The organism is Geofilum rhodophaeum (assembly GCF_002210225.1).
GTDB lineage: Bacteria > Bacteroidota > Bacteroidia > Bacteroidales > Marinilabiliaceae > Geofilum > Geofilum rhodophaeum.
Genome location: NZ_MWUJ01000001.1, coordinates 409,437 through 429,348, shown reverse-complemented (window position 1 = coordinate 429,348; position 19,912 = coordinate 409,437). Strand labels below are relative to the sequence as shown.

Here is a 19,912-nt window from a genome sequence, read left to right as displayed (position 1 = left end):
ACGTCTTTATTATATTTAATTTAATTGAGTCGTACCTTAATTACGCTATCTAATACCAGGCATATGGGATCAAGATATTTACTGTGGGGCTTGCTTGTTATCGTTCTATCATTGGGTTTGACCGCCCCGGTTCAGGCAAAGGATTTCTACGTCACTTTTGATGGTGCCTGTGTCGGGGGGGTAGTAAATTCCTCACAGCTTTTCGATACCAGTCCCTCGATTAATAGTGGTCTTCGTGATAAAGGGAGGTGGGTTACCACTGGGGGACTTGTTTTCTCGAACACATCCTATACCGCTGTTATTGGTGGATTTACCGGAGCCGGACCTTATAATGTGGAGTTTCGCCTGCACAACGGCGACCGTTATTTTTATACCATTACTGCCCCGGTTACCGCGTCCTCTTTTTCTTTGGAGTCAGGAGGCAGTACAGCTCCGGTCTTGTTGGGTGGGGGTGCAGATTATCCCGTTGCGCTCAATGTTGACCCAACCGGAGCTACCAGTTATGCCTATTATTATCGTAATGTTGAAACCGGAACCGTAAGTACGCATGCCACCGCATCGGCAAGCCCCAATTGGAGCTTTGATCCAGCTGATGACCAACCCATATATTCGGCTTACTCCGTAGTAACGCATAATGTTGGTGGGCGAACCTGTCGCTCCATGACCAATGCCATCGAGATTTCTAAGAACCTCACTCTACAGGTGCAGGGAGGCGGTTCGGTCTGTCAAGCCACAGGAACCTTTACCTTGGAGGTTTTGCCTTACGACCCCAATTACTATTACGAATGGTCTTTGCCGGGAGGAGGTACTTCAGGGGGGCAATTTTACGGTGTCGATTTAAGCGTTCCAAGTCAACACGGAGATTATGTTGTAAGTGCCTATACCAGTTTTGGAGGGACTCTTGTCGCTACTTCTGATCCCGTAAGCGTAGGTGCCTATGCTCTCAATGCTGCTATAAATCCCGCAGGCATACAGCCTCTTTGTGAGGGGGCAACCCTTGATCTAACCGGGAGCGCCACCCACCCCGATCCCTCTGTGAACCTCGACTATCGTTGGGTACGTAATGGTGTTAATGAAATACTTAACTCCAACGGTTATAATGTCAGCGATACCCGGGTGGTATCGGAGGGTGGTGAGTTTGTTTTTCGGGTGCAGGAGACTTCCAACCCCTTGTGCTACGCCACCTCGCCCCCTACCAATGTGCAATTGACTATTGCTGCCGATCCAATGCCGGTTACTGGTTCTTCTGCCTGTGAAGGGAGCTCCATAAGCAACATTCGCCTGGGCAATTCTCAGGTAGGTGTCACTTATCGCTTAATGTACAACGATGGCTCCGGAGCCATGATGGTTCAGGAGTGGATGAGTACCTTTGATGGGGAGAGCCACACCTTTGATCCCGTTTCAGCCATAGGCTCCTACACGGTAGAAGCCACAGGCTGCTCTGGTGTGGTGCAAATGACCGGTGGCTCCTTTGTCATTAGCGCTTTGCCCAACGAGACTTTGCCATTGGTATTGACTGGGCCGGGTTGCGAGGGAGCTTCCCACACCATTACCGTTCAGGGCAGTGAAGCTGGTGTCAGCTATCAACTTTTCAGGGGAGCTACACCAGCAACTCTGGTCACTCCCAGTACCGGTGGTGATTTGACTTTTTCGGGCGTTACGACTGCAGGAGACTATACGGTTAGGGCTACACGCAACGGTTGTGAAGTAACGCTTGATCAGGGCGTGCGCATTGGTGTTGTGCCGGCTGCTCAGACTTTTTCTCCTTTAACCGCCTGCGCCGGTACACCCTTTACCCTTGCTTTGGCCAATAGTGAAGCGGGTGTGCAGTACACCATATATAATGCTGCCAATGCCTCCTTGTATTCTCAAAACAGTCCTGGTGGTCCCCTTTCGTTTACGGTCAATCAGCCCGTTGGGACTTATACCATAGTGGCGGAAAATGGCGATGGCTGTACCTTTGATATAGGCAGCTTTACGCTGCAGGCGCCTCCCATCACAACTTACACCTTACAAACTGCCGCTACTCCTGCCTGTGCGGTAAACGGGCCACATACCATTAGTCTAAGTAATTCTCAGCCCGGTTTTACCTACCGTTTACTCAGGGGGGCCACCGTGGTGAGTTCTGTTGTAGCCCCTGCTGCAGGGGGAATACTTGATTTGGCCTCAACCTCTGTTGCCGGAACCTACACGGTGGAGGTGAGCAATGGCGGCTGCATGCTGCCCATGCCTACCAGTCTGACCATTGTAGCTCAGCCCAATGATATTCCTGTAGTGGCTGGAGATTATTGCGATGGTGATGATGTGGAAGTTCGTTTGAATACTTCACAGAATGGCGCCATTTATCGTTTGTACCGGGATGGGTTGTTGTACGCTTCTGAAGTAGAGGTTACGGGAACGGGGGGAGCCATAGTATTTGCGGACAAATTCCCTCCAGGGACCTACACTGTTGGCGCTAGTTTCGTGTCCGGAGCCTGTGAAAGGATTATGACCGGACAGGTGGTGGTGAATGCCTTGCCCAATGTGGAGATCAATCCTTTCAGTGACCATTACTGTGCCGACGCCGGCACAGTAACCATTGGCGGTAGGCCCCAGGTCGGCACCAACGACTGGTGGGTAAGCGGCTTTGCCACCAATCCGACCTGGTTCACCGAAACCGGTTCCACAGCTACCATTAATGTGCTTGATTTGTTGGATACGCAGTTGGGTGCTTCCGATAGGGTTGGTCTAACTTTCAATTATCATTACCAGGATCCTGTTACCGGTTGTGAAGCGACCGCCTCGGAGTTAATAACTTTTGTCGATGATCAAAGCGACAACCTGGACTTCGAATATCGTATGGCAGCTACCGATCCCTGGTCTAATTTTGCAGGGGATTTGGTGACCTGCCAAACCGTTACGGACATATTGTTGCAGGCCTTATTCATCGATACCAATGCACCAACCGCCTCAGGCGTTTTTACTACCAATGCACCTGCCGGAAGTATTACCAATAGTGGTACAGGTGACGAAGGTGCGGCTACTTTCCATCCCTCAGTTGCCGGTAACGGACTTTGGGCGGTGACTTATACCTATGTTGATCCGGCCAGTGGCTGCGAAGCCGACATTACTTACAACATTCAGGTGGGCACTACTTTGTCGCTACACGGCCTCAGTGCGCAGTATTGTGCCGACAACAATATGGATCAGGAATGGTACGGACTGGTTACCGGAGGAGAATTGATCGTTGCAAAAGACGGGGGGCCTACCGAATCGATGTGGCTCTTGAATCCTGCTGATCGTTATCTGTTTAATCCACAGGCAAAAGGGGCTGGCGACTATGAAGTAACCTATCGTTTCACCTCCGATCCCGGTGGAGCCAATGAGTGTGTGAATGAAATTACCCAAGAAATAACTGTACGTGCCGAGTTGAACGCTGCCTTCGATACCGATGACAGCAGACGCATTTATTGTTTGACCAACGGTCCGGTTGATTTGTTGCCTGCCCCTGTTTCGGGTTCTTCTTATACCGGCACCGGTGTGGGGATGGGTGTCTTCAATCCTGCCCTGGCAGGTGTCGGTATCCACAGAATCACACGAACTGTACAGGATGGTTTTTGCTCGGCAAGTGAATGGATAGATGTAGAAGTGGTGGCACCCGATGTGCCTGTGGTGCTCGATCAGTATGAGTTTTGTTACAACGAGACGGGTCTTTTCCCCGTGGAAGCCAGTGACATGCCGGTGGTGGGCGGAGTTTACAGTCGAGACCAGGCCGAAAAAAATGTAGACTACACTTTCAGCACCGATGCGGTGAATGCCTTGTTTCGTTTTCAAGCCGATGGAGTTACCCGTGATTACGCTTCAACCTTCACAGTACGTGATGGCGACACGCCCATCTATTTTGATCCCTCCCGGGTGCCGGCCATTGGTGGCAGCGACCTTACCATCAACATTTACCTGGCGTATGATTCTCCGGTGGACGAGGGAGGCTGTGAAGTTTATACGGTACAGCCCATTTTGGTAAAGTCGGTGCAGGCGGTCAATTTCGGTACCACCGAGCCCATGGAGTTTTGTCAGAATACCACCCCTGTTGTTATGGAGGGGCGTTTCAGCGGCAGTGGTGCTGCCGTTGGTTCAGGCTATTTCACTGCCGACTTTCCTATGGACAATGAGGTGGACGGACTGGGTACAGGAAATAATGGTCGCGCTTTGTTCGATCCTTCTTTGGTAACGCCAACCAGTGCTTATCAGATCACGTATAATTATGAGCATCCCAATGGTTGTGTTTCTACGCGGACCAAGAGTTTTGAAATTAAGGCGGCTCCCATCAAACAGCAGGTTACTCCGGTAGCTCCCAATGGCGGGATTTTCTGTCAGGGTTCCGGTGGAGTAACGATTGGACTGCAAGGCACGCAAATTGATGTGCGTTATATTTTGCAGAAAGATGGGGTGGATGTGGATGCTGCCGTTCAGTTTATTGACGGGCAATTGCCGGGCAATACGCCTAGGCCTTTTCCCAATCAGGTTACCGTACCGGGTGTATATACCGTACGTGCCATCATGATTGGCATAGCCGATGGCTGCGATGCCCAAATGGAAGGCAGTGTAATTGTCGATGAAAAAGTGGTGGTGGGCGTGCTGGAAGGTACGTCGCACGAGACCTGTGCCGGAAGTGACGATGGAAGTTTAGAATTTTCGGCCTATGGCGGCGTGACTCCCTATACCTTTACATTGAGTAATGGTGATGTGAGTGCTTCTGGTGTTTTTACCGGACTGGCTGCCGGGACTTATTCCGTAACCATTGAAGATGCAGCTGGTTGTGATGTGGACTTGAATAATATTGTCATCAACCCGGGCAATACCATTGCTGTTTCATCGTCGGAGGTCAAGGATGTGGTTTGTTTCGGCGAGAGCAACGGTACTTTTACGGTGACTGCTACGGGCTTGTCTTCAGGTAATTACGAATTCTTATTGAGTGGCAGTGCCACTTGGGTTTCCAATGGTACGGGCAAGTATGTCTTTTCTAATTTGCCGGCGGGGACTTACGATGTTACCGTGCGAGATGCCGATAATCCCGGTTGTCAGACTGTTATGACGCCTTCCGTAGTGATTGCTCAACCTACTGCAGCCGTTTCCATGGCTGATTTTGACATTACTGATATTACCTGTTCTCTTGCCAATACAGGTGAGATAGAGGTCGAGGCTGCCGGTGGACACACAACAGGAGGCTTTAATTATGTTTTATACAAAGAAGTGTCACCTGGTTTCTGGGTGAATATAGCGGCGAGCCCTGCTTCCGTAGCTTTGGGAACTCCTTATACCTTCCCTACTTTATTTGCCGGCAACTATCGGGTAGTGGCTACTGACTCAGAAGGTTGTTCGGTAACAGAAGAATACACGGTGGACGGTCCTGCCAGTCTGCCCATTATCACTTTAAGTGGTGATGAAATTGTGCATGTTTCTCAGCCGGGCTTATCGGATGGCTCCATTCAGATTGCGATTTCGGGTGGACAAGAGCCTTATAATATAACATGGACAGAGATAGATGCTTTGGGTGGCGCTCCGGTCGGAGCACCTCTGACACCTGGTGTTTATCGTCAGGAATATTTGTCCGCTGGTTTTTACCGGGTTACTGTGCTCGACGACAATGGTTGTAACGATGTGTTGGAAGCTGAGATACTGGATGATGCAGTAAGTGCTTTCGATCTGACTTACACTACCGTTAATCCGGGTCCCTGCTTCGGCAGCACCAATGGTCGCATCAACCTCAGAGCGGTTGGCGGCGTTACGCCTTATTTGTCGCTGACCCTCACCAATACCAGTGGAGTGGTGCAAACACCGCACAGCGCTGGAAACAGTTTTGCGAATTATGAGAACTTACCGGCCGGTAATTATACCGCGACTGTTGTGGATGGTCGTGGCGTTTCTTTGTCGGAGACGATCGAACTGACGCAGCCCTCTGCGCCGGTAGCCGTCAGTCACACCGTCGCCGACGCTACCTGTTTTGGAGATAATGGCAATTTGGTTTTCAGCGCAACAGGAGGTACGCCTTTTAATAATGGAACAGCAGGTGATCCTACCGATGATTATTATAATTTCTCCATTCTTCCTGTCAGCGGCATTGCCATAACAGGGACCATCGAGGTGGGTGAAATCATTGATGTGCAAGCCGACTTGCCGGCGACCGAACAACTGCCTGCCGGAACTTACCAACTGACCGTGACCGATGCCGTGAGCTGCTTTGCTGTGCATAACTTCACAATAAGTCAGCCCGATGCTTTGGCCATCGAAGTGGTTGATCGTCAGCACAATTTGTGTCACGGCGCCAGCAATGGTTCCATTGGCGTTTCGGTGGATGGTCGTCCCGGGGGGACTGCCTTCAATTTTGAGTGGCAGAGTGGTGTATACGATGTGGGTACTTCTACATGGAATTGGACAACCCTTGCAGGGGAAACTTCTGCAAGCATAAGCAATCTGGCCGCCGGAACCTATCGGGTGAAGGCTACTGAAACAGCTGCTTCCTCCTGCGAGTCTGACTTTTCAGGTCCGATAACCATTAGTCAGCCGGCCGTAGCCTTGGCTGTAGTGGCTACACCAAGCGACATTAGCTCCTGTAGCGGAGACGCAAGCGGCAGTGTGAGCTTGTCGGTCACCGGTGGTACGGCGCCCTATACCATTGCGTATGGAACGCAGACCATCAGCTGGAATGGCTTGAACGATTATGTGGTAACTGGTCTTTTGGCAGGCACTTACGACTTCACCATTACCGATGACAATGGTTGTTTTGTGGAAGAGTCGGCCACCATCAATGAGCCTGCTCTTTTCGAGGCTTCTGTTGTAGGTTCTGGCATAACTTGTGAAACGCCCAATACCGGTTGGATTGATTTGAATGTGTCGGGAGGCGTGGATGCCAATGGTGCTGCAGCTGGTGGCTTTGCTTATCAGGTACGGGTTATTCGTCAGGATAATAATCAGGTGTTTCATAATCAGTTGCATAGCGACCCAGCTTTGCCCATTTCAATAGGCGGATTACAGCAGGGGACTTATACCATAATGGTATGGGATGCCAACTCGACGGCCACCGACCGTTGTAGCCATACCTTCGAAGTGGAGCTGCGCAATATGGTCATCAATGCCAATATTGTTCATCCAACTTGTTCGGGCTTGGACAATGGCAGTATAGAAGCCATCGTGACTGGTGGTTCGGGCGATTTTTCTTATGCATGGACGGGTCCGGGTACTTTTACATCTACCCTGCCGTTGATCGACAACCTTGAACCGGGCACTTACCAGCTCACGGTCACGGATAATATTAACGGATGTGTTTCTGCACTGCGTACCTATACTATTGATTACAGCTATACTTTAGCTGTAACGACCATTGATTCAGATGTTTCTTGCTTTGGGGGTAATGATGGCAGCAGTACAGCTGTGCCAACAGGTGGCACAGAACCCTACTTCTATTTGTGGGAAGAGGAAGTCACACCCGGAACTTGGTCGTCATTGACCAATACCGTAACACTGAGTAACAGGACGGCCGGTACTTACCGGGTGACGTTGACCGATGTCAATGGTTGTGAGGAAGTGAGTGCCAATGTGGTGATTGCGGAACCGGCTGATTTCAATGTGGCTTCAATCGCTTACCCTCGCGAAACGGTTTCTTGTAATGGAGGTGCCGACGGTAGTTTTACGGTGAATATGGACCGTGCCGGCAATTTCGAATACAGCATCGATGCCGTTAATTGGCAGATATTACCGACTTTTGATGGTTTGGCTCCGGGCAGTTACCGCATTTCAGTGCGGGATATGGATCAGCCGGTTCCCTATTGCGCCAAGTACGAGGTGGAAACAGCCACCATCCTGGAGGCAGACCCTGTCGTCATTACACTTGACAATCAAATAAATGTCAATTGTTTTGGTGGTGATACCGGGGCTTTGACCGTCAGCGCTTCCGGAGGAACAGGCCCTTTCACTTACCAATGGTTTGCGGTAACTGGCACGGGAAATATTCCGCTGGCTGGCGAAACCAATGCTGCGGTGACAGGCCTGGTAGCCGGAGAGTATTATGTGCAGGTATGGGATAATAATATATGCCTTACCACTTCTGAGGTTTACACGCTTACTCAACCAGCAGATCAACTTGTTGTAAGTGAGTTCAGCAATCAGCCGGTCAGTGCCTACGATGGCAACGATGGCAGCATAACGGTTGCGATAACAGGAGGTACGTCCGGTTATTCCATTGCCTGGACAGGCACAGATTATGAGTTGAATGATGTGACTGCTTCGCTGGCTCAGAATGATGTGACTTTGAACAATCTGAAGGCGGGTGTTTATATTGCCACCGTTACGGACAATGTTGGTTGTACCGATGACGTAAGCATTACCGTTTCTCAACCCGGGGATGCCTTAACACTCAGCGAAATCCTCACCCATCCACAACCCTGTAACGGGGCCACCAATGGTTCTATTGAGTTGACGGCGGCTGGCGGAGTCCAGCCTTATACCTTTACTTTGATCCGCAATCCGGTCACGGATGTGCCTGTCACTTCAGTATCAGGAAATAAAGCGACTTTTGCCAATCTGTCCGCCGGGTTTTACACTGCACGTGTTCAGGACGACAACGGCAATGTTGTAGAGCTGACCAACCTGGAGTTGACCCAGCCTGATCCGGTAGAGATTTACTATTTTGCAGCTGCCAACATCAGTTGTTTTGGTGCCGCTGACGGCAGTATCAACTTCAGCATCAGCGGGGGCACGCCAGATGCTACCAACGGTTACTCCTATATCCTTCGACCAGAAAACGGAACAGATATTATTGGTAATGGTGATGTCAACATCACAGAAACTGGTTTGGTTCCGGATAACTATACGCTCCTTGTTTACGATGCCAGCAATGTCTGCTTCGCCGAGCACAGCTTTACACTTACACAGCCTTCCGAAATTATTCTAACCGAGACCATTACTCCGGTTTCGTGCAATGGCTTGTCGGATGGCAGCATAAGAATTAATGTGTCCGGTGGTATTGGCGGTGGCTATACCTACGAATGGTTTGTCTATAATACAGGTACCTCCCTTTGGGATGCCATCCCGGGAAGCAATACCGCTTGGTTGCAGAATCAGGCAGCCGGTCGTTACTATGTGGAAGTGACCGAATTGGGTGGTGCCACTTGTTCTAAAGAATCGGCAGAGTTTGTGCTTTCTGAGCCCGCTGTGTTGACAGCCACAGCTACACCCTTTGATGTGAATACCTGTCCGGGCGATAATTCCGGAAGAATCACCGTGGTGGTGAGTGGCGGCGTAGCCCCTTACGTGGTTAATTATGGTACCGGCACGCAGTATGGCAATGGTCCCGAATTCTTTATTGAAGGTTTGGTGGCCGATGATTATACCATCGTGGTGACGGACAACAATGGTTCCGGGTGCCAAACTGTGGCTACTGCCACCGTTAGGGAACCGGCCGAGGCGCTCTCAGTAACGACTCCGGTGGTGAGCTACAGTTGTGCCTTACCTCCTCTGCCGCCTGCAGAAACCTATTCTGTCGCCTTTGACATTAATGGAGGTGTGGGCATTACCAATGGTACGGATGATGAATTCTCCTATTTTATTGAGGTCACCAACTTGCTCACTTCAGGCAAGAAAACCAAAACGGTGACTGCCACCATCGATCAACCGGTGACTGTCAACCTTGACGATTTGAATCTGGGCTACGGCTCTTATCGCCTCGTCGTTAGCGATGCACAGGCCGCAGCTTCGGCCTCATGTGCCGCTGTTGAGCACCTTTTCAGCATTTCGGGTATTACGGTTACCGATGTCCTCAGTCCCGTTTCTTGTCCCGGTGCCGCTGATGGTGCCATTGATATCACGGTGACTGGCGGATCCGGCAGTTATACCTACGCCTGGCTCAAGGATGGTGCGCCTATGACGGAAGCCTCTCAGGATCTCAACGGCCTGCCTGATGGCAATTACAACTTAACGATTACGGATGTGGGACAACCCGGCAGATGTCCAATAACCCGCTCTTATACCGTTGCTAACGCTAAAACGCTGGTCGTGGAAGCGAGTGTTACGCCCGTTAAATGTTTTGGTGGCAACGATGGCGCCATTCGCATCACTGGCGTGGCCTCTGCGGCTCCGGGACTGAGTTATTTCTGGAACGGTTCGGCCGTGGCAGGAACCAATGAGCTCACGGGGCTGGCAGCCGGTGATTACTCTGTGGAGATCATCGATGGTGATGGTTGCAGTGTAACGGAGACTTTTACGGTGACGCAGCCAAATGCAGCCTTGTCTGTTGCCTTAACTGCAGCACTTGACTGTGCCAGCGACACCCGCTCTATTACTGCAGTGGAGACCGGTGGTACCGGTCCGTTTACCGCCTCCAGCTTTGCCTGGTCTGGACCGGGCGCTTTCACCCGCAGTGTTGATGGTCGCACCATTTCAAACATTACCGTGGGTGGGGAATACACCGTGCAGGTGACCGATGCTTACGGTTGCAGTGTGGCGGAGTCGATTGTTATCGATGGTGCCATCAGTTTATCGGCAGATGTTACTTCGATTGACTGTAACAGTGGTACTGGAGGCAACATTGTACTGAATGTAGCTGGTGGAAGTGGCGATTACTCCTACGTATGGACTAAAGATGCTTTACCTTTTGCCCAAGCCACTAAAGATATTGTTAATCTGGAAGCGGGCGTTTATGAGGTGACAGTCACCGACAATCAGCAGGATTGTAACCTTACAACTAAGTACAGTGTGTCGCTCAAGGATATTGTAGTCACTCAACCGGCTCCTATACAGATTACGGGAGTGGTTACCAATAATGAATGCTATGGTTCGGCCGAAGGTCGCATCAACATTTCGGTGAGTGGTGGCACAGCACCCTACGATTATATATGGACCACCATGAATGGTTCTGGTCTGACTGCCGGAGTGGGTAATCAGAGTGGCCTGACGGCAGGGACTTATACCCTGCAGGTGCGCGACAGCAAGGGCTGTCTTTCAGCCACCCAGGCGTTTCCCGTTACGGAATTGCCGGAACTGGTCTTTGATTTGGTAGTTTCAGATACCAATTGTGCCAATAACAACAGCATTCAGATTACCAATGCGGATGGTGGCTCAGATAATGCTGCCAACTACCTGTTTGTATGGGATGGACCAGGCGTTGACGCCTCCACCCCTATGTTGCAAACGGATCTGCCGGGTGGCACCTATACCATAACCATGGTGGATATGGGGACTTCGGCCAGGTGTTCATATACTCAGATCGTTGAGTTGACACGGCCGCTAGAGGTTAGCGCAGCTGTGCAGCCTGAAAGCTGTTCGGGTTCTAATAATGGGGTGATTACCTTGGACGTTACAGGTGGTACTGCGCCTTATACCTTCGATTGGGATGTGGCACCGGGCATTGTGGTGAACGACCGTAACCAGGCGGCTTTGCCGGCGGGAACTTACAATGTAACGGTGACCGACAGCAGAGCCGGTGGTGGTTGTCCGATTCCTTTGGAGGTGGTCGTACCTTTGCAATACGATTTGGAATTGCAGGCGGCCATCGACGATGTAGAGTGCTTTGGTGGCAGCAATGGCGCCATTTACGTGACGGTGCTCAACGGTTCGGGCGATTATACTTATCAATGGACCAAAGGGGCTTTCAGCGCGGCGACGGAGGATATTGAGAATTTGGAGGCAGGCGACTATACCCTGCAGGTGACCGACAATGTATTTGGTTGTACGGTGACTGGCGTTTATAACGTAGAACAACCGGCTGCTCCGATGACCATTGCGGTGGTGGCTGTGACCGATAACAACTGTTTTGGTGATACTGATGGTGCCATTGATATTGACGTGACTGGTGGAACAGCGCCCTATACTTATCAGTGGACCGGTCCAGGTAATCTTTTAGCGCCAACCGATCCAGATCAAACGGATTTACCTGGTGGCGACTATTATGTGTCGGTGACTGATGCCAATGGTTGTGAGATTTCTAATTATGGCGCAATCCCTGTGGCTGAGCCGGCAACACCGGTGACCATTTCTTTGGTGGAGGTAACCCCTGTGACGGCCTTGAATACTGGTGATGGAACCATTACGATTCAGCTCAGCGGCGGTAGCGGTTCCTATACATCCGTTATCTGGTTGCATGATGGTGGGGATGATATGTCTGCGTTTGTTGATCAAACTTTTGCGGATGAATTAGCAGGTGGCACCTATACCATCCATGCAGAGGATGCCAATGGCTGTGTCGCAGAGGAATTCGAAGTGTTTGTTTATGAACCTGGTCAGGCGCTTGAATTAGATATTGAAAAGCAATCCAGTGGCCCATGTTATGGCTCAGCCAACGGAAAGATTTTTGTTTCCGTTAAAGGTGGAGAACTGCCTTACCAGTCGCTCACCCTGTCGGACGGTACGGGTACTTTAGAGCAACTGACTGAAGTTAATAGTGCCATTTTCGACAATCTTGCTCCGGGTGATTATACCGTGACGATAATAGATGCTTTTGGTAATAATGTCTCTCAAAATGTACGCATCAATGAGGCGATTGCCCCCTTGGTGGTGACTGCCACGGTTACCACACAGGTGGATTGTTGGGGCGGTGCTACAGGGGTTATAACAGCTCGTGTGACGGGTGGCATACCTAATGCCAGCAACCAGTACCGTTTGTTGTTGTCTGGTGGTCCTGCAGGTACCTCCACAGAAGCGCTTGTATTGGCCAATGCCGATCATACCTTCAACAATTTACCCAAAGGGACTTATACCGTTCGAGTCATAGACGACAGCAATGTGCTGCGTGTGGCACACAATGAGAATGATCTTCAGGACTTATTTGGAAATGATATTTTCAGTCTGACCAACGACTGTTCGGCCACGGTGGAAGATCTTATGGTCCGCCAGCCCGAAGCGGTGGTGCACCTGAGTGTGGAGCCGGGCAGTGAAGAAGTCTGTGCAGGAGTGGCGCCACGCCTGGTGGTCGCCACAAGCGGATGGGATTTTGCAGATGGTGATTTGGCAGTGGATTTGAGCAATGGCGACGACTTTGTGCTGACTGCTGCCTCTCAGGTGCTGACTTTGACTACGCTGCCCGTTAATGCCTTTACGAGCTATACCATCCTTAGCGTGACGAGCTCGGCCGATGTGGCATGCTCCAAAGGCGAGGGTACTGGCCAAGCTACTGTGGTAAGGCATGAGCGTCCTACCGCTTCGCTGTCGGGAACGACCACCGTTTGTGCCGGTGAAACGGCCCGGCTGAATTTGCAATTGACGGGCACGGCGCCCTGGCAGGTGAGCTACAATGATGGTACTTCGACTTATTGGATCAACGACATTGCTACCCCGACTTATCAATTGGAGGTGAGTCCCACAGCCACTACTACTTATACGGTAGAGACTGTTGCCGATGCCAACTGCACGGGAACGGCTAGCGGAACGGCAACCGTTACGGTTCCCGGAGTAAGCACGGTTGAGTTTGTGGGTGACGCCAGTCGCGACATTTGTGCCGGGGAGTCTGAAATCCTTGAGGTGGTTTTTGATCCGGCAAGCAACGGTCCCTGGCAGCTGACTTACAGTGCCCAGCCTTTGGTGGGTGGACTGCCCTCGGGCACTCCGCTTGTTCGTACGGTAACGGTGGATGCTGCGATGTTTAATGCGGCAGGTAATTATGAAATTAGTGTTACTCCTGCGCAGACGGTACGCTATCGTTTGGAGAGTGTGGTGTCTGGGGGCTGTGCCGGTATGGTGGATGGTTTGCCCATCGATGTGCTGGTGGGACAGTTGCCCGCTCAACCCGGGGCCATTGCTGGTCCGGTGGAGGTTTGTCAGGGTGCTGCAGCGACCTTTAGCGTTGCTGCCTTGCCGGGTGTGTCGCACTATGTGTGGACCCTGCCCGGGGGTGTGGAAGTAGAAAGCGGACGGGAATTGACTACCACTTTTGCCGAGGATGCTGAAAGCGGACGTTTGTCGGTCTACGCCGTGAATGCCTGTGGTGATGGTCCTTTGCAGTACATGGATTTGGTGATTAACCCGCTTCCGGATGCATCGGATGCTGAGATTAACGGACCCGAAGATATTTGTCAGGGCTCTAAGGGTGTGGTCTTTACTGTGGATGCCATTCCCCATGCGGAGACTTACAACTGGACCCTTTCTGTGGGGACCATTGTGAGTGGTCAGGGCAGTGCCCAAATAGCCGTGGATTTTGCCGATGAGGTGGACCATTTTAATGGCGTGGTGAGTGTGCAGGCCGAAAACGACTGCGGAATGGCAATCGATTTGGTGAGCAAGGGCTTTAGCGTTCGACCGCTGCCTGTGCCCAATGCGGGTGCAGATCAGTCTTTGTGTGAGGATTTTGTGACGCTCAATGCGACTCCGCTGACTGCTGCTGAGTTGGCAGCAGGTGCTGTGGGCCGTTGGTTGGCGCTTCCTGTAAGTGGTACGGCCGACGCCATTAGTGATGTTACCAATCCCAATGTTAGCGTTACGGGACTGTCGCGCGGCGATGTGAGTTTCCGTTGGGTTGTCACCAGCGCCTATGGCTGCGAGAGTTACGATGAGGTGACGGTGCGCAACAACCAATTGTTGGTGAGTGCCTGGGCCGAAAGCGCTGCGGTTTGTAATGGTACGGCGCAGTTGCGTGGGACCAACCCGGATGTCGGTCTCCCGGTCAGCGGACAATGGTCTGTAGTAGAGCCGGTGAGCTCTGTTGCGGTGTTCGACAATGCGACATCGCCCTCTGCGCAGGTGTCCAATATGTCGCCGGGTAGAAATGTCTTCCTGTGGACCCTCAGCCAAAATGGTTGTGCAAGTTCGGCCGAGGTGGAGATCATGAACAATCAGCCTGCTGAGGCGGTGATTAACGGTCCCGCCGTGGTATCGACCTGTGGAGATCAGGTAACCCTCGAGGCGGAAGCGCTTGGTGTGGATTGGGGGACCGGCAGCTGGTCGGTGATCAGTGGTTATGCACATATTGTTTCGCCCAACAGTGCGAAGACTGTGGTGAAGGATATGAATTTTGGCGATACTGAGTTGCAGTGGACGGTGACCAAGGGGCATTGTCAGAATACTGCCCGGGTGATCATTCGCAACAATAAGGTGTGGGTGGATGCAGGTGACGAACAGGATCTTTGTTCTGCTTCCACTGTGCTGGAGGGCTCACCTGTGCCGGCAGGAGCCAGTGGCTCCTGGCATGTGATCAGCGGAGCCGCCAACTTTGCCAACGGAAGTAATCCCGCGACAGCTGTGTCGGACCTGGGCAGAGGCGAGAATGTTTTGGAGTGGCGAATCAATAAGAATGGCTGTGTCAGCAGCGATCAAGTGAGCATCTGGAACAACGGTGCTACTGCGGCAACTGTTGGTTCGGCACTGACTGTTTGCAATGAGCTGCCTACACTCAGCGGTAATGCGCCGCTGTTGAGTGGGGAAACAGCTTACTGGAGTGTGGTCAGTGGCAGCGGAACCTTTGTGGATGCCAGTCAACACAACACCCAGGTGAGCGACCTGGCTTTTGGTGAGAATGTATTCCGGTGGACCATCAACAACAACGATAAGTGTTCGTCTTCGGCCGACCTTCGGGTGACCAACCTGAAGACTTTTGTGGATGCCGGTAAGGATACGGTCATTTGTGCCAATCCGGTGATTTTGCGTGCCAATCCGGTGCCTGCCGGGATGACGGGTACATGGACCATCGTGCCGGGAGAGGGTGGCGGAACCATTGTGGTGGACGATCCTTCCAGGCCGAACATCATCAGGGTGGGACTCGATCAGGGGCCCAATACGCTGGAGTGGACCATCAACAACAACGGCTGTTATTCGACCGATCGCGTGGTGGTGGTTAATTCGCGTCCCTATCCGGTGGATGGCGGTCCGGCACGCCGGGTGATAACCGGCACGACAGCTTTCATGGAGGCTGAGCCGCCTGGTGCGGGACAAACAGGAACCTGGCTGCTTTTGTCGGGTGGAGCCGACATTGTGGAACCCAATAACCCCATAACCGAGGTGCTGAATTTGCGTCGGGGTGAGAATGTTTTCCGTTGGGTAGTGACCAACGGCTATTGCAGCGACTATGCCGATGTGGTTATTGTGAACGGGGATGTTGTGGATGCCAATGCCGGTCGCAACCAGGTGATTTGTGGCAGCACTACGCGCCTCGAGGCCAATGATCCGGAAGGCGCATTGGGGGCCTGGACCCGGGTTAAGGGGACTGCGGTCTTTCAGAACCCCTACGATCCGCGTACCCAGGTGAGTAATCTGGCGCCGGGTGAGAATATTCTGCGCTGGACCATTTCTTATGGTTCAAGCGGCAGTTCTACCAGCAGTTCCGATGAGGTGGTGATTTATAATAATCAGCCGGCTACCGCCCGTACTATGGACGATGTGGTGCTGTGTGACGATAATCTGACCATAAGGGCCAACGTGCCGGGTATGGTGGGGTCCGAGCCTATGGGCACGCCTTTCTGGGAGATTGTTTCGGGAGCTGGTGATCTGGCTGATCCGACTGCGCCTGAAACTTTGGTGGAGAATTTGGCCAAAGGGGTTAATGTTTTGGTTTATTCCATTACAAAGATCCATGAGACTTCCAATACCACTTGCGTTTCAAGGGATACGCTCGAGGTGATTAACGGACTGCCCACGGAACCTGTGGCGGGTGAAGACCAGACTATTTGTAGCAATGAGTATTTGTTGAATCCGAACATTCCCGAACATGGTGTAGGCACCTGGCGTTCGGGCAGTGTGGGTGGAGCAACTTTCGACGGCAACCGGGTGTACAATCTGGCGCAGGGCGATAATGAGCTGATTTACGAGATCGCTACGGAGTGGTGTTCGCTCGAGGACCGTATTGTGCTGACCAACAACAGGTCGTCGGACAGCTATGCGGGGCGCGGTCGCGATGTGTGTACCGACACTTACACCATGGAGGCGCGTGCTCCTCAGTATGGTATCGGAACCTGGGAAAAGGTGAGCGGTGGCGGAGTGATTGCTCCTGCTGATTTGAATAACCCTGTGGCTCAGGTAAGCGGACTTACCAGTGGATCGAACCGTTTTCGTTGGGTGGTGGACAACAAGGGCTGTACTTCGACTTCCGAAGTGGAAATCCGTTACAACTTTATTGCTGCCGATGCCGGCGATGATTTTGAGATTTGTGAGGACTTTACCTTCCTGAACGGCAGTAATCCTATGGAGGGTACCGGCACCTGGGGCGTGAAGGGTGGTTCCGGTGCGGCGGTGTTTGAGGATATCAACGATCCGCTGACCCGGGTCAGTGGACTCGATCGCGGTCCCAACGTGCTTACCTGGACGGTCAGTAATGTGAATTGTAGCGATGTTTCTGAAGTTACTATCTACAACAACAAGCCGACCATTCCCGATGCGGGTGACGACCAAAGTGGGCTGTGTGAAGCGGAAACCATTTTGCAAGGAAATACGCCTGCTGTCGGTGTTGGCAGGTGGACCGTAGTCAGTGGCAGTGCCACCTTCCATTCGGACAGCTATGCGGTGGCAGAAGAGGACCCCAATGCCAGGGTGAGCGACCTGAGTTTTGGTCCCAATACCCTGCGCTGGACCATCTCCACCGAGGGACAAATGGAAGGTTATGATGGTTGCAGTCTCTACGATGAGGTGGTGCTGACCTTCAATCGGGTGGAAGCCTTTGCAGGCAACGACCGGGCGGCTTGTGCCGACGAAATGGTGCTTTCGGCCAGGAATCCTTCACCGGGTACCGGTATGTGGTCGGTGCCGGGTGGACAGGGCGCCGCGGTGTTTGAAGATCCTACTTCGCCCAATACCAGGGTATATAATTTGGGACGTGGACAAAACACGCTGCGTTGGACCGTATGGCACAATGGCTGCAGTACCTACGACGAGGTGGTGATTGATAACCAGTTGCCGAGTCGCCCCTATGCGGGCAACGATGTGCCCCTGTGTAAAGACAATACGGTGCTGGATGCCACCGCTCCGGAGGGCGGTTCTACCGGTCGCTGGCGGGTAGTTACCGGTTCGGCGGTGTTTGCCGACGAGACCGATCCCAAAACCGCGGTGAGTGGTTTGTCTAAAGGCGACAACATCTTTATATGGACCACTGAGCGCATCGAGGGTTGTGTGCTTGAGGATGAGGTTTTGGTTCAGAATCATGAGCCTTCGGATCCTTATGCGGGGGCCGATTACGAAGAGGTTTGTGCCAATACTTTTACCCTGAAAGCTACGGCTCCTGAATATGGAAGTGGGATTTGGAGCTTCGAAGCGGGTGGTGGCAACTTGTCCGACCCCAACGATCCGGAGGCGCTTATTACCGCCCTGAACCCCGGCCGCAACCTCTTGCGTTGGACGGTGAGTCAGGGACAGTGCAGCAAGTGGGCCGAGGTGGAGATCATCAACAATACGCCCACAAAATCCAATGCCGGTCCCGATATTGAAGATTGCAAGGATACGCAAACCCTGGATGCCAATGTTCCGGTTCATTTCGAGCGTGCATACTGGGAACGCATCAGTGGTTATGGAGAGTTAGACGACCCAAGTGATCCGAAGTCGGTGGTTCGTAATCTGGCCTTCGGGGCCAATGAGTTCCAGTGGGTTATTGAGAACGGAAGTTGTCGCTCCACCGATCGGGTGGTGATTTTCAACCAGATTCCCGACAAGGCTTTTGCCGGGTCCGATCAGCTGGATGTCTGCGATACCTACACGGTGCTCAATGCCAACGATCCTCTAACCGGAGTGGGCAAGTGGAGCGTTTTGAAGGGACGTGGTGAATTTGACGATGCACAGCAGTACAATACCATTGTACGCAATTTGGGCTTTGGCGAAAACATCTTCCTTTGGGAGGTGACTTACGGCACTTGCTCAACACGTGACGAAATGGTGGTAGTGAGTCACAAAACGGAGGCTTATGCCGGAGAAGACCAGGTGGTTTATGAGCCTGAGGTGCTGCTGAATGCCAACAATGCCGGAGAACTCGATGCCCAATGGTTTGTGGAGGGCAACAGTACCGCGGTGCTGAACGACGAGCGTTTCTTCAACACCTCTGTCAGTAACCTGAGTGCCGGCATCAACAGTTTCCGTTGGGAAATAAATGTGAACGGCTGCATCAGTACCGATCGGGTGAGTATTGATTACCGTCCCGTGCCCGATGCCGGTTTTATTGTGGATGTAGAAGAGGGTTGTTATCCTTTGCGGGTACAGTTTACCAATTACTCGGTGGGCGGATCGCAGTACCTTTGGCACTTTGGTGATGGCAGTACTTCGGCCGATCGCAACCCGGTACATGTGTATGAACGTCCCGGTACGTTTACGGTACAGTTGGTTTCCCCCGGACCCGATGGACAGGACGGACTCTACGAGAAGGAAATACAGGTGTTTGATCATCCTGTTGCCGACTTTGCGGTGAATCCGACCATCGTTTATATTCCCGGAGAAAAGGCGCGCTTCTACGACTTGTCGGCCGATGCGGTAAGCTGGTGGTGGGACTTTGGCGACGGGGTGCTTTCTGAGGAACGTAATCCTTCGCACGAGTATCAGGAAGAGGGCGTGTACGATGTGGCCCTGACAGTAGGTAACGTGGAGGGCTGTTTGGATACCCTCATCGTGGAGCAGGCCATTACGGCAGAACCGCAGGGTTTTGTAGTCTTCCCCAATGCTTTCAGACCGCGACCGGGTGGTGCTTCTGCTTCCGGCGTGGATCCTTCGGCCGAATATGTGGTGGTGTTTAAACCGGCCTACCGCGATGTGGATGATTTTACCCTGGAAATTTACAACCGCTGGGGACAAAAAATATTTGAAACAAAAGATATAGATTCCGGATGGGACGGCATGTTTGAGGGGCAAATGGCGCCTCAGGCGGTGTATGTTTACAAAGCAAGCGGAACTTATATCAACGGACGATCGTTTAAGAAGTCGGGCAGCGTACTGCTGGTCCGTTAGAACTCAAAAAAGCTGCTCGCAGCATGTGGATGATGTGGAA

General features: G+C 52.2%; 1 protein-coding gene. It reads left to right on the top strand.

Annotated elements, in window-relative coordinates; genetic code table 11:
• Positions 1 to 63 precede the first annotated feature (63 nt).
• Positions 64 to 19,872 carry a PKD domain-containing protein gene (locus tag B4W65_RS01520; RefSeq protein WP_088653332.1) on the top strand — a complete coding sequence of 6,603 codons (19,809 nt, stop codon included), beginning with the start codon at positions 64 to 66 and terminating at the stop codon, positions 19,870 to 19,872.
• Positions 19,873 to 19,912: the final 40 nt, after the last annotated feature.